The organism is Paraburkholderia sp. SARCC-3016, assembly GCF_031119615.1.
In the GTDB taxonomy this organism is placed as follows: domain Bacteria; phylum Pseudomonadota; class Gammaproteobacteria; order Burkholderiales; family Burkholderiaceae; genus Paraburkholderia.
On sequence record NZ_JAVHZD010000067.1, the window covers coordinates 1 to 12987 of the forward strand.

Here is a 12987-nt window from a genome sequence, read left to right on the forward strand (position 1 = left end):
CAAGCGGTCTTAGGAAGACAAAACATTCTACCAACTCCTTGGCTCACAGAACGACATGGCTACGATCCGACTTACGCTTAATGCGCTTGGTTACGCGCTGCTCGCGTCGGCGGCTCGTCGAGCGATCCGCCGACCTGGCGTGCAGCTTGCTGTGAATCGCACGGGTGGAACCTTACTGATCGGGGCCGGCATGCTCGCAGCGGCCTGGAAAAAGGCCGCTGCCTAAGCGCTTTGCGTCACCCGCGTAGCGACGCTCCATTCGCGGTGAACCTCGGCGAAAAGATCGTGTCTGCAAGATCAGTGAAGATTGTGCGTGCTTACCGAAATGGATGGCACGCGGCAGCAGGTGGGACGCCTACAATGAAATTGCGAGTCAACGTCGATCCACGGAGGCTAATGTGATCGAGCATCTGGTTCTAGGCGCGTTTCTGATCGTGCCGCTTCTGATCGTCGCGTTTCTCTTTTCCGATGAGCTTTGGCAGGAGCATCGCCATCAGCTCGAAGAGGAGTTTGACGCGGCCCGTCGGATGGATTGGCGGCACCCGATTCGTAGCCTGCTGCATCACTGAGCGTGTGTGGCGAAACCGAATGCCTTCCGCTATCGGCGGGGGCATCCGAAATCGTCTTTCCCGAGCATTGGTTCCTACGCCAGGATGACCTGCTTCAATCGGTGCTGGTTGTCTCTGTGGCTGTGTTCCGCGCTTGCCGCGTTGTGCGGTTCAGCGCCGCAAGCGCCGCCAGGTAACGGACGATGAGCCCTTGCAGCCTGTTCGCGTGCGCCGCGGTCCGCGCCGTTTTACTCCGCTTCGTCCTTTGCCTCTGCACTGTTCGCCGATTGCGACTGCAACCGCGCTCGCGTTGCAGGTGACGCGTGAATTCCTCCCACTGCGCATTAAATGCGGCCGTCTGCTGCTGGAAAGTGGCGCGGCGATGAAAACGGCGCTACATTAATCCTCAGAAGATCAGAAGTAACAGAACGCAGGAACCTGACTATTGCACCGGGGGGGCGCATATGAACGGGTTGCTCGATCGCGATATTGCTCATATTTCACGCGTGATGCGTCCATCACTGACTGGCGATTTCGGCGGTCCCATTCTCACATCGGCGTATTGGCGACAGCGACTGCATCGGTTGCTCGAAGCGCCAATGCTCACCAAAGCACAGCTGTGCGCGATCGATAGTTTGCTGCTCGAACTCGATGAGTTCGATGCGGGTGGCTTCGGCGTGCTGTTTCCGCAACCGATCGAATCGGCTGACGGAACGCAGGATGCTGTGCAGTCCGCCTGACGTTCGGCATCCGGCCGGCGCGCCCGCGTGTCGGTGCGATGGTTTTGCTTCTTTGTTTTGCTTCTTCGCTACTTGCCGATACAAAAGCGGCTGAAAATAACCCCCAGCAGATCATCAGACGAAAATTCCCCGGTGATCGAGTTCAATTGCTCTTGCGCGAGCCTCATTTCTTCGGCGAACAGATCGAGCGCGTGCGCGTTTTGATCGGCGTGCTGAGCGGCGAGCGTCAGGTGTTCGTCGGCCGCGCGCAGTGCGATCAAATGGCGCTCGCGCGCAAGATAAACGCTTTCTGCTCCGGCCTGCCATCCGGCGATGCGCAGTAGTTCGGCGCGCAGCAACTCGATGCCGTCCCCGTGTTTCGCCGAAAGACGGACCTCGCGCAGGTCGGCGCAGCGCGCGCCTTCTGCTTTGCCGTCTTCGGCTTCGAGGTCACGCACGGCCGCCGGGAGTTCTGTCAGATCTGTCTTATTCAAGACCCGCAGTACCGGTACTCCTTTGGGAAAGCGCTCGGCGATTCGCTTGTCTTCGGCGGTCATGACTGCGCGTGCGTCGAGCAGGTGCAGCACGACGTCAGCTTTTTCGATCTCGCTCCACGTGCGGGCAATCCCGATCTTCTCGACTTCGTCTTCCGTGTCGCGCAGTCCTGCCGTGTCGACCACGTGCAGCGGAATTCCTTCGATCTGAATCGTCTGCGCGACCTTGTCGCGCGTGGTGCCGGCGATAGGCGTGACGATCGCCAGTTCGGCGCCGGCCAGCGCGTTCAGCAGCGACGACTTACCGACATTCGGTTGTCCCGCCAGCACGACCGACAGTCCTTCGCGCAGCAGCGCGCCCTGGCGCGCGTCGCGAAGCACGGCCGCAAGGCGCTCACGGATTCGCGCGAGCTTGCCGCGCGCGTCTGCGGCTTCGAGGAAGTCGATTTCCTCTTCCGGGAAATCGAGCGTCGCTTCGACCAGCATGCGCAGCGTGACGACTTCTTCGACGAGCGCGTGGATGTCGCGTGAAAACGCGCCCTCGAGCGATCGTCCGGCCGAGCGCGCCGCAGCCTCCGTGCTTGCCTCGATCAGATCCGCGACGGCTTCCGCCTGCGCGAGGTCGAGCTTGTCGTTGAGGAAGGCGCGACGCGTGAATTCGCCGGGCTCGGCGAGGCGCAGCGCAAAGTCTTGGCCCGCGTCGACGCAGCGTTGCAGCACGAGCTGTAGCACGATCGGGCCGCCGTGGCCCTGCAGCTCGAGCACGTGCTCGCCGGTGTAGGAATGCGGCGCCGGAAAGTACAGTGCGATGCCGTGATCGAGTGCGTTGCCCGCGTCGTCGAGAAACCCGACGTAGCTCGCGTGACGCGGCTTCAGTACCTGCCCGGTCAGTGCGCGCATCAACGATTCGGCGGCCGCCTCGCCCGCCCGTCCGATCGAGATCCGCACGACGCCGATCCCGCCGCGTCCGGGTGCGGTCGCGATGGCAACGATGGGATCGGAATCGGTTGAGAGCATAGAAAATCGATAATCTGAAAATTCGCAATCCCGACGCGTGGAACAGGTCGTTCAGGCGTCGAGCATTGTAGCGTGCTGGTGGACCATGGCTTCTGACCGACGTAGAGTCTTAGATCAGCCGTCGAACATACAGACTTATCTTATTTGAGATAAGCTAAACAACGGACAAGCTAAGAAGATTGCGATCCAATTGTTATATATGACCGCGTCGCAAACTTGTATTCCTGCGTTCTCGTGGTCTCTTCAGTATTGTCCTATCCAATTCTCAGTTAAGGTGGTTGTATCTCGATTAGGCTACATCTAGCCTGTACGGTTGGCTACGGATTGAGAATGCGAATGCACAATCTCGCCATGCCTACGATCAATGAAAAACAGGCCTTTGCCGATCGCCTAAAGCTTGCGTTAAGACGCGTTCCGGAAAAGCCGGAAGGCCCGACCGAGCTCGCGCGGTTCTTCAACTTGCGCTTCGAAGGCGAGTCTGTCACGACGCAGACCGTCGACAAATGGCTCAAAGGCCGCACGATCCCGAAACTGGACAAGCTCGAGACGCTTGCGAGAGCGCTGCGCGTCGACTTGCACTGGTTGCACTACGGGCCCCCGCCAAAGGTGACGACCTCGAAGAGGAAACCAAAGCCTGCGCCGCCTCCGCCGCCTGAAGAGAAGTACCCGGCTTCGCCCGAGTCGCTCGAACTGGCGAACAAGATCGAATCGTTGATGCCGCACCATCGCTATCTGGTGCAGGAACTGGTCGCGCAATTCTACGGCGACGTCGAGGATGATTAACCGACCAGTAGCGATCGACCGGTGCGCCCGGCGATCGCGCATAACGACAGTCAACCAAGCCAACAACAGCCGATAAAAAAGCCGTCCTTCAGTTCCGAAGGACGGCTTTTGTCTGGCGAAAAACTCGCGGCGCCCGAGGCGCTGCGCAATCGGATCACGCCGGTTTCTTCTTCCCTACACCCATCATCCGCGTGATGTAGTACTGCTGCGCGATCGACAGCACGTTGTTCACGACGTAGTACAGCACGAGGCCGGCCGGGAAGAAAAAGAACATGACCGAGAACGCGATCGGCATGAACATCATCATCTTGGCTTGAACCGGGTCCGGCGGCGTCGGGTTCAGACGCGTCTGAATGAACATCGAGACGGCCATCAGCACCGGCAGAATGTAGTACGGATCCTGTTGCGACAGATCGTGAATCCAGAGAATCCACGGTGCGCCGCGCATTTCAACCGACGACAGCAGCACCCAATACAGCGAAATAAACACCGGAATCTGAATCACGACCGGCAGACAGCCACCGAACGGGTTTACCTTCTCGGTTTTGTACAGCTCCATGAGCGCCTGATTCATCTTCTGCGGATCGCCCTTGAAGCGTTCGCGCAGCGCCTGCATGCGCGGCGTGATCTCCTTCATGCGCGCCATCGACTTGTAGCTCGCGGCCGACAGCGGGAAGAACACGGCCTTGATCAGCAGCGTAAGCAGCACGATCGCCCAGCCCCAGTTGCCGACATAGCTGTGGATCTTCTCGAGCAGCCAGAAGAGCGGCTTCGCGATGATCGTCACCCAGCCGTAGTCCTTGACGAGCTCGAGGCCTGGCGCGATGCCTTCGAGCATCCGCTCTTCTTCCGGACCCGCGAAGAGGCGCGCCGATACGTCGTACGACTGACCCGGCTGAATGGTCGGCAACTGTTGCGTGACGCCGACGCGATACAGCGACGGATCGAGCTTGTTGATGTAGATCTTGCGCTCGACGCCCTCTTTCGGAATCCACGCGGATGCGAAGTAGTGCTGGACCATCGCGACCCAGCCGTTGTTGGCCGAGGTGGCGTAATCGTCCTTGTTCTTGTCGACGTCGCTAAACGACAGCTTCTGGAAGTGATGCTCGGACGTGTAGACCGCCGGCCCGATGAACGTATGCGAGAAGCGCGGCGTTTCGACGGGCTGGCTGTCGCGCACGAGTTCCATGTACGCAGTCGGCGAGACCGGCGTCGTGCCGACGTTCTCGACCTTCGTATCGACGTTGATCACGTAGCTGCCGCGCGTGAACGTGTAGGTCTTAATGACCTTCACGCCGCCCTTGACCGGCGACTCGAGGCTGATCTGCATCGTGTTCTGGTTGGCCGCGAGATCGTGCAGCTGGTTCGGCACCGGCGTGAAGATGTCGTTGTGATTCGGATAATCGCCACCGAAGAGGCCCGTACGCGCGAGATACGTATGGTCCTTCGTGTGATCGAACAGCGTAATCACGAGGTCCGGCTGCTTACCATCGCCTTGCTTGATCAGCGTGAGCTTCGACAGCGTGCCGCCCTGCGTATCGATGTCGCCGCGATACACGTCGGTGCTGAACGGAATCTGCTGGGCTTTCTGTTCGGCCGGCGTCGTCGTGCCGGGCGCGGTGCCGGCGCTAGTGGTCTGCGGCAGATCCGACGCCTGCGTGCCGGGCGTCGTCGTGCCGGACGCGGCGGTGGTCGCAGTGCGCGTCGGCGTCGCGCTCGGGAAGAACATCGACGGGTGCCCATGGAACCGCTGCCAGTTGTCGAACAGCATGACAAGCGATACGAAGAAGATGACCCATAGGACCGTGCGTTTGATATCCATGCGTTGTCTCAGTCGAGGCGAGAGCGCATCAGCGCTTTTCAGATTTGGGTGGCGGGACTAGATCGACGCCGCCGGCCGAAAACGGGTGGCAGCGGCACAGACGCCTGGCGGCGAGGTACGTTCCGCGCGCGGCGCCATGATACTGGATTGCTTCGCGCGCGTAATCAGAACAGGAAGGATAAAAACGGCACCGGTTGCCGAGCAGCGGACTCACGGCAACTTTGTAAAACCGCAGTAAAGCGAACAGTACCGTTTGCATGGTTACAGCGGCCGGGCCGCCCAACACGCTTCGACCTTCATGACGCCGCCGGCGGTTTGGCGGGCGTCTCGGCAACCGTGGGCGCCGCGGCTTCCCGCCGCGCGATCTCGCGCCCCACCTTATCGAGCAGCACGTCGATTTCGCCGCGGAACAACGCTTTCAACGGCGGCGACGCCGCACTTGGAAAAGCCTTCTTGTCGATCTTCGTGTGAAGCCGGATCAGCACGTCCCACCCGCCAAATTCCACGCGACGCAACCGGAACGCTTCGCGAGCAAGCCGGCGGATCAGATTTCGCGTGGCCGCGCGCGGTGCGAACTTCTTTCCGATGACGAGACCCAGCCGCGCGTCACTCCCCGTGGGCCGCGCATAGACAACGAAATGCGCGGTACGCCGCCACGGGCGCAAACGAAAAACGGATGAGAACTCATCCGTTTTGAGCAGCCGGGCGGCTTTGGGAAAGGCGGCTTGCGCTCGCTGCATCGGAACGGTGACGTTCTGCTGCGCTGCTGCCGTTCCCGCCACATCGCGGGTATCAGCCACAGCGCGGGACAAGATAGACGAAGACCGCAGACGACTTTGCGCGAAGAGACCGTGGCAATGACACTGGCAACGATCGCGGCAAAGCGGTTACGACGGCGACCGTGTCTGCCTTAGATGGCCAGACGCTTACGGCCCTTCGCGCGGCGAGCGTTGATGACCTTGCGGCCGCCGGCGGTCTTCATGCGCACGCGAAAGCCATGGGTGCGCTTGCGACGGGTAACGGAAGGTTGGTAAGTACGTTTCATGTTGCTCTCACTTTCTTGTGTGAAATGACCACAGAGGGCCGCTCTTCTGGACCGCTTGCGGACTGTTCGGCGCGCCGCCTGATTACTGCCTGTACTGCCTGATCGGGCGCCTGGCGACCCGGCCTGTGTGCTGGCCGGGCGGCACGGGAAATTGGTTTCTGCGGAACCCGCTATTTAAACCGGTTTTCTTTTGGCCGTCAATAGTTTAGGCATGCATTCGGGCAACGCCCAAGCGGGATCCAGACCAAACCGAAGGGCGCTTCACGGTGGCAAAGCACGTCGCGCGCAGTTGATCGTGCCCTGTGGATAACTCAACTTTCCCGCACGATTTGGGTTTAGAATCTCGCCTTACATCCCAAGAATCCTGCACGCCGCTCCGTTTCGCTTACCGCCGCAAAGCCTTGTGGCGCAAGCGTTTGGAGCTGTTTCGTCCGGCTGCTTCGGGCCTCGTCGCGTGAAGTGACAAGAGCAGCGGCGAATGCGCGGTGCAACCATAACGACAGCGACTCGATGAACGAATTCTGGCAACACTGTTCCGCATTGCTGGAGCGTGAATTGACGCCCCAGCAGTACGTGACGTGGATCAAACCGTTGGCCCCGGTCTCCTTCGACGCCGACGCGAACACGTTGAGCATTGCGGCGCCGAACCGGTTCAAGCTCGACTGGGTCAAGAGCCAGTTTTCCGGACGAATCACCGACCTCGCGCGCGACTTCTGGCATACGCCGGTCGACGTGCAGTTCGTTCTCGATCCCAAGGCATCGATGCGCGGCATCCCGCAGGCTGCGCAAGTGCGTCCGTCCGCGTCCGCGCTGAATGGCGGCGCGGCTGCCGTCGATGCGGCCGTGAGCGCCGTGCAAGCGGCGCAAGCTGCGCGTGCCGGCGCGAGCGGCTTCGGCGGCGGCGTGACGGCCGGCAGCATGTCCGCGGTCAATGGCGCGCTTAGCGCTGCCGCCCAGCATGCGCACGCGATCCATCATTCGTCACATCAAAGCGCGGACGATTCCGCCGACCTCGACCTGCCGAGCCTCGACGCAAACGAAGCGGCCGCCGCCCGCCGCACGTGGCGTCCGCCGCAAGGCGCCGCGGCCGCCAGCAGCAGCGACGCGACCGACTCGATGTACGAGCGTTCGAAGCTGAACCCGGTGCTGACCTTCGACAATTTCGTCACCGGTAAAGCGAACCAGCTCGCGCGCGCGGCGGCGATCCAGGTCGCCGACAACCCGGGCGTGTCGTACAACCCGCTGTTCCTGTACGGCGGCGTGGGCCTCGGCAAGACGCATCTGATCCACGCGATCGGCAATCAGCTGCTGATGGACAAAGCGGGTGCGCGCATCCGCTACATCCACGCGGAACAGTACGTATCGGACGTCGTGAAGGCTTACCAGCGTAAAGCCTTCGACGACTTCAAGCGCTACTACCACTCGCTCGACCTGCTGCTGATCGACGATATCCAGTTCTTCTCCGGAAAGTCGCGCACGCAGGAAGAGTTTTTCTACGCGTTCGAAGCACTCGTCGCGAACAAGGCGCAGGTGATCATCACCAGCGATACGTATCCGAAAGAAATCTCCGGTATCGACGATCGTCTGATCTCGCGCTTCGATTCAGGCCTCACCGTCGCAATCGAACCGCCCGAGCTTGAGATGCGCGTCGCGATTCTGATGCGCAAGGCGCAATCGGAAGGCGTGAGTCTTTCGGAAGACGTTGCGTTCTTCGTTGCGAAGCATCTTCGGTCGAACGTGCGCGAGCTCGAGGGCGCGCTGCGGAAAATCCTCGCGTACTCGAAGTTCCACGGCCGCGAGATCTCGATCGAGCTGACGAAGGAAGCACTAAAAGATTTGCTGACGGTTCAGAACCGGCAAATTTCTGTCGAAAATATTCAGAAGACCGTCGCTGACTTCTACAGCATCAAGGTCGCGGATATGTATTCGAAGAAGCGGCCTGCGAACATTGCGCGGCCGCGGCAGATCGCGATGTACCTGGCGAAGGAATTGACGCAGAAGAGCCTGCCGGAAATCGGCGAACTCTTCGGCGGCCGCGACCATACGACCGTGCTGCACGCGGTGCGCAAGATCGCGGACGAACGGGGCAAGGACGCGCAACTGAACCACGAGCTGCACGTGCTCGAACAGACGCTCAAGGGCTGATGCGCCGGCGCTGCGGCGCAACCGGCGGGAAGCCGGCGGCGGCCGCATATGCGACGTCGGGTGTAATGCGCGAGCACGGTCGGCGCATCGCGGCAGATCGGCAAAATCGTTCTGTTTATTTCGCCGAGCGCCCCCATTTTAGGGAAGCGCTACCGTTTTCAGGCACAATATAGGTTTAACCGTCTGGCCGTCGAACGGGCGCCGGACGGGGTAGACGAATGACGCCGGACGGCGCGCGCCAGCGAGATGGCGGGCGCCGGCGGGGGGCCGGGGCCTCAGTGCGCATCGAAGCGGTCGGGCGACGCGAGCGGGCCGATACATCAACGAAGGAACTCTATGCAACTGGTCAAGACCGAACGAGACAACCTGCTCAGGCCGCTGCAAACCGTGAGTGGCATTGTTGAACGCCGCCATACGTTGCCGATCCTCGCCAATCTGCTGATTACCAAGAACGGCCCCGATGTGTCGTTCCTATCTACGGACCTCGAGCTTCAGATCACGACGCACGGCGACTTTGGCGTCGGAGGCGAATCGGTCGCGACCACGGTAGCAGCAAGAAAACTCCTCGACATTCTGCGGGCGATGCCCGACGGGCAGGTCACCTTGACGCTGAACGACAAGCGTCTGACGGTGCAGTCCGGCAAGAGCCGCTTTGCGTTGCAAACGTTGGCTGCGGACGAGTTCCCCACAGTCGCGCAAGCGAAGGATTTCGGCGCGAACCTCGCGGTTCCGCAGAAGACGTTCCGCCAGCTGCTCGGCATGGTGTATTTCGCGATGGCGCAGCAGGACATCCGTTACTACCTGAACGGCATGCTGCTCGTCGTGGACGGTGGCCAGCTGATGGCGGTTGCGACGGACGGCCACCGCCTTGCGTTTTCTTCGATGAAGATCGAAGGCAACTTCGCGCGCCAGGAAGTGATCATTCCGCGTAAGACGATTCTCGAACTGCAACGTCTGCTCGAAGATATCGACGACGTGCTGAAAATCGATATCGCGCAGACGCAGGTGAAATTCAGCTTCGGCCAGGTGGAACTCGTGTCGAAGCTCGTGGAAGGCAAATTCCCCGATTTCCAGCGCGTGATTCCGAAGACGCACAAGAACACGTTTGTGATTGGGCGAGAGGAACTGCAGCGCTCGCTGCAGCGCGCGGCGATTTTGACGTCGGACAAGTTCAAGGGCGTGCGCTGCATTATCGAGCCGGGCCAGCTGAAGATCATGTCGACGAATGCGGACCAGGAAGAAGCGCAGGAAGAACTGGAAATCGCTTATCAGGGCGACGCGGTCGATATCGGTTTTAACGTGACGTACCTGTTGGACGTATTGGCGAACCTGAAGGTGGACATGTTGCAGGTGAGCCTGGGCGACGCGAGTTCGAGCGCGCTGATCACGATACCCGAGAACGACGAGTTCAAATACGTGGTGATGCCGATGCGCATCTAACGCGACCGACAATAAGAACAGACCAAGGGGCGCATCGCCCCTTTGGCGTTTTTATGGTGTTTTGAAAATACCCCGTGCAGTAACGAAGCAGTACGCAGAACCGGAAGGAACCCATGAGTGAACTGAACCATACCCAACCCGATAACAGCTACGGCGCCTCGTCGATTCAGATCCTGGAGGGTCTGGAGGCGGTGCGCAAGCGACCGGGTATGTACATTGGCGACACGTCGGACGGGACCGGTTTGCACCACCTCGTATTCGAGGTGCTCGACAATTCGATCGACGAAGCGCTGGCCGGTTATTGCGACGATATTCAGGTGATTATTCACGCCGATAACTCGGTTTCGGTTACCGATAATGGCCGCGGCATTCCGACGGGCCTGAAGATGGATGACAAGCACGATCCGAAGCGCAGCGCAGCGGAAATCGTGATGACGGAACTGCACGCCGGCGGCAAGTTCGATCAGAACAGCTATAAGGTGTCGGGCGGTTTGCACGGCGTGGGCGTGTCGTGCGTGAACGCGCTTTCGTCGTGGCTGCGGCTGACTGTGCGCCGCGATGGCAAGAAGCACTTTATGGAGTTTCATCGCGGCGTGCCGCAGAACCGCACTATCGAGGAAGTGGATGGCGACCGCGTTTCGCCGATTCCGGTGGTGGGCGATACGGAGAATCGCGGGACCGAAGTGCATTTTATGGCCGATGAGACGATCTTCGGCAATGTCGAATACCACTACGACATTCTGGCCAAGCGGATTCGCGAGTTGTCGTTCCTTAATAACGGTGTGCGGATCAAGCTCACCGATCTGCGGTCGGGTAAGGAAGACGATTTTGCGCTGGGCGGTGGCGTTAAAGGCTTTGTTGAGTACATCAACAAGACCAAAAGCGTGCTGCACCCGACGATTTTTCATATCGTCGGCGAGAAGGAAGGCGTGGGCGTGGAAGTGGCTATGCAGTGGAACGATAGCTACAACGAGAACGTGCTCTGCTTTACGAACAACATTCCTCAGCGCGATGGCGGCACGCATCTGACCGGTTTGCGTGCGGCGATGACGCGGGTGATTAACAAGTACATCACCGATCAGGAGATTGCCAAGAAGGCTAAGGTCGAGACTTCTGGTGACGATATGCGCGAAGGGCTTTCGTGCGTGTTGTCGGTGAAGGTTCCTGAGCCTAAGTTCAGTTCGCAGACGAAGGACAAGCTTGTGTCGTCTGAAGTGCGGGCGCCGGTTGAAGAGGTTGTCGCTAAGGCGCTTGAAGAGTTTCTGCTCGAGACGCCGAATGACGCGAAGATTATTTGCGGGAAGATTGTCGATGCTGCGCGGGCTCGCGATGCGGCGCGGAAAGCGCGGGAGATGACGCGGCGCAAGGGTGTGCTCGATGGCGTTGGGCTGCCTGGCAAGCTTGCTGATTGCCAGGAGAAGGATCCGGCCAAGTCGGAGATTTATATCGTTGAGGGTGACTCGGCGGGTGGGTCGGCCAAGCAGGGACGCGATCGGAAGTTCCAGGCGATTTTGCCGCTGCGTGGAAAGGTGCTGAATGTTGAAAAGGCTCGGTATGACAAGCTTTTGTCGTCCGAGCAGATCGTTACGCTGATTACCGCGCTTGGATGTGGCATCGGCAAAGAGGATTACAACCTCGATAAGCTCCGCTATCACCGCATCATCATCATGACCGACGCTGACGTTGACGGCGCGCACATCCGGACCTTGCTGCTGACGTTCTTCTATCGGCAAATGCCCGAGATGATCGAGCGCGGCTATATCTATATCGCGCAGCCGCCGCTTTATAAGGTCAAGGCGGGCAAGGATGAGCGGTATCTTAAGGATGGGGCGGAGCTTAATGCGCATATGCTTCGTTTGGCGTTGAATGGGTCGGAACTGATTGCCTCCGAAGGCGCTACGCCGATCGCTGGCGATGCGCTTGGTGAACTTGCTCGTTCATATTTGCTTGCGCAAGCGGTGGTTGAGCGGTTGAGCAGGCTGTATGACGCGAATTCGCTTGAAGCCGTGATGGATGGGGTCACGATTGATCTCTCTAATGAGGCTTCTACGGAGGCATCGGCTAAGGCGCTTGAGGCAAAGCTGCGTGATGATGCGTTGAAGCCTGAGGTCAGCGTGTACCCGATGTATGACCCGGTGCGCGAGTTGCGATCGCTAAGGGTTGAGCGGCGGCATCACGGGAATGTGAAGGTTTCCGTCATCGATGAAGAGTTCCAGTTGACGGCGGATTATCAGCAGCTCGTTAATACGGCGAATACGTTCAAAGGTTTGATTGGGACTGGTGCGGTAATCAAGCGTGGCGAACGCAGCATGGCGGTTGGCGACTTTAAGAGTGCGATGAAGTGGCTGATTGCGGACGCTGAGCGCAATGTTTCGAAGCAGCGGTATAAGGGTCTGGGCGAGATGAATCCTGAGCAGCTTTGGGAGACGACTATGGACCCGAACGTGCGACGACTTCTTCGGGTGCAGATCGAAGACGCCATTGCTGCAGATGGAATCTTCACCACGCTCATGGGCGATGAGGTGGAACCTCGTCGAGCGTTTATTGAGTCGAATGCGCTGCGTGCGGGGAATATTGATGTTTAACTCTGTTGTAACTAGACGCATAACCTGAGAAAAGCTGACCCATAAGTTGAGAAACTTATGGGTCTTTTCTATTCAAATGAACATGTATTGATGAGAAGCAGCGCAGCTCCGTACGCATCCGTGTGTCACGCCATAGTAACGAGGTCTGCGTGATACTCAGATAGTTTCATTGAGCAGGCGTGATACCGCGTTGTCCCAAACTAGCTACGAAAAAACGCCTCAACGTCACTGACCCGGCCAATGCCAGGCTTGGTCGAATTGGCGAAGATGCTTCGTGCTCAACTTGGCGTTAGCTGTCGCGGAACAGCTGCCTACAAGTCGGATCGTAGCCATGTCGTTCTGTGAGCCAAGGAGTTGGTAGAATGTTTTGTCTTCCTAAGACCGCTTGG

At 59.4% G+C, this 12987-nt stretch carries 10 protein-coding genes and 2 pseudogenes; 7 read left to right on the forward strand and 5 right to left on the reverse strand.

Annotation, left to right across the window (positions count from 1 at the left end):
• Nucleotides 1–73 precede the first annotated feature (73 nt).
• The 3 genes and pseudogenes from QYH69_RS35145 to QYH69_RS35155 form a co-directional block, all read left to right on the forward strand.
• Nucleotides 74–226 (forward strand): annotated as a pseudogene (locus QYH69_RS35145) (LysE family translocator); the annotation flags it as partial.
• A gap of 172 nt (nucleotides 227–398) precedes the next feature.
• Nucleotides 399–569 carry a hypothetical protein gene (locus QYH69_RS35150; RefSeq protein ID WP_198039168.1) on the forward strand — a complete coding sequence of 57 codons (171 nt, stop codon included), beginning with the start codon at nucleotides 399–401 and terminating at the stop codon, nucleotides 567–569.
• 443 nt (nucleotides 570–1012) lie between these two features.
• A pseudogene (locus QYH69_RS35155) lies at nucleotides 1013–1213 on the forward strand (hypothetical protein); the annotation flags it as partial.
• A 143-nt stretch (nucleotides 1214–1356) separates the two neighbouring features.
• On the opposite strand, the gene mnmE reads toward QYH69_RS35155, so the two are convergent.
• Complete coding sequence (gene mnmE, locus QYH69_RS35160) at nucleotides 1357–2778, reverse strand: tRNA uridine-5-carboxymethylaminomethyl(34) synthesis GTPase MnmE (RefSeq protein ID WP_308836237.1); 1422 nt, start codon at nucleotides 2776–2778, stop codon at nucleotides 1357–1359.
• 351 nt (nucleotides 2779–3129) lie between these two features.
• On the opposite strand from mnmE, the gene QYH69_RS35165 reads away from it, so the two are divergent.
• Complete coding sequence (locus QYH69_RS35165; protein ID WP_308836238.1) at nucleotides 3130–3561, forward strand: helix-turn-helix domain-containing protein; 432 nt, start codon at nucleotides 3130–3132, stop codon at nucleotides 3559–3561.
• Nucleotides 3562–3715: 154 nt separating this feature from the next.
• On the opposite strand, the gene yidC is transcribed toward QYH69_RS35165, so the two are convergent.
• The 4 genes from yidC to rpmH all read right to left on the reverse strand — a co-directional run bounded on the left by yidC (nucleotide 3716) and on the right by rpmH (nucleotide 6428).
• The gene (gene yidC, locus QYH69_RS35170) at nucleotides 3716–5383 is read right to left on the reverse strand and encodes a membrane protein insertase YidC (RefSeq protein WP_308836239.1); all 1668 of its coding nucleotides are present in this window, start codon (nucleotides 5381–5383) and stop codon (nucleotides 3716–3718) included.
• A 28-nt stretch (nucleotides 5384–5411) separates the two neighbouring features.
• A complete protein-coding gene (gene yidD, locus QYH69_RS35175) occupies nucleotides 5412–5642 on the reverse strand; it encodes a membrane protein insertion efficiency factor YidD (RefSeq protein WP_219798432.1) in 231 nt (76 codons plus the stop codon).
• Between the two features lie 37 nt (nucleotides 5643–5679).
• Nucleotides 5680–6183 carry a ribonuclease P protein component gene (gene rnpA / locus QYH69_RS35180; RefSeq protein ID WP_374992564.1) on the reverse strand — a complete coding sequence of 168 codons (504 nt, stop codon included), beginning with the start codon at nucleotides 6181–6183 and terminating at the stop codon, nucleotides 5680–5682.
• A gap of 110 nt (nucleotides 6184–6293) precedes the next feature.
• Nucleotides 6294–6428, reverse strand: coding sequence for a 50S ribosomal protein L34 (gene rpmH / locus QYH69_RS35185; RefSeq protein WP_004198824.1), 135 nt, complete (start codon nucleotides 6426–6428; stop codon nucleotides 6294–6296).
• Nucleotides 6429–6938: 510 nt separating this feature from the next.
• Between rpmH and dnaA the strand changes: the two genes are divergently transcribed.
• From dnaA to gyrB, 3 genes are all read left to right on the forward strand, one after another.
• Entirely contained in the window at nucleotides 6939–8573 is a 1635-nt protein-coding gene (dnaA, locus tag QYH69_RS35190) for a chromosomal replication initiator protein DnaA (RefSeq protein WP_308836240.1), read from the forward strand.
• A gap of 336 nt (nucleotides 8574–8909) precedes the next feature.
• Entirely contained in the window at nucleotides 8910–10013 is a 1104-nt protein-coding gene (dnaN, locus tag QYH69_RS35195; protein WP_308836241.1) for a DNA polymerase III subunit beta, read from the forward strand.
• A gap of 113 nt (nucleotides 10014–10126) precedes the next feature.
• Nucleotides 10127–12598 carry a DNA topoisomerase (ATP-hydrolyzing) subunit B gene (gene gyrB / locus QYH69_RS35200; protein ID WP_308836242.1) on the forward strand — a complete coding sequence of 824 codons (2472 nt, stop codon included), beginning with the start codon at nucleotides 10127–10129 and terminating at the stop codon, nucleotides 12596–12598.
• Nucleotides 12599–12987 lie beyond the last annotated feature (389 nt).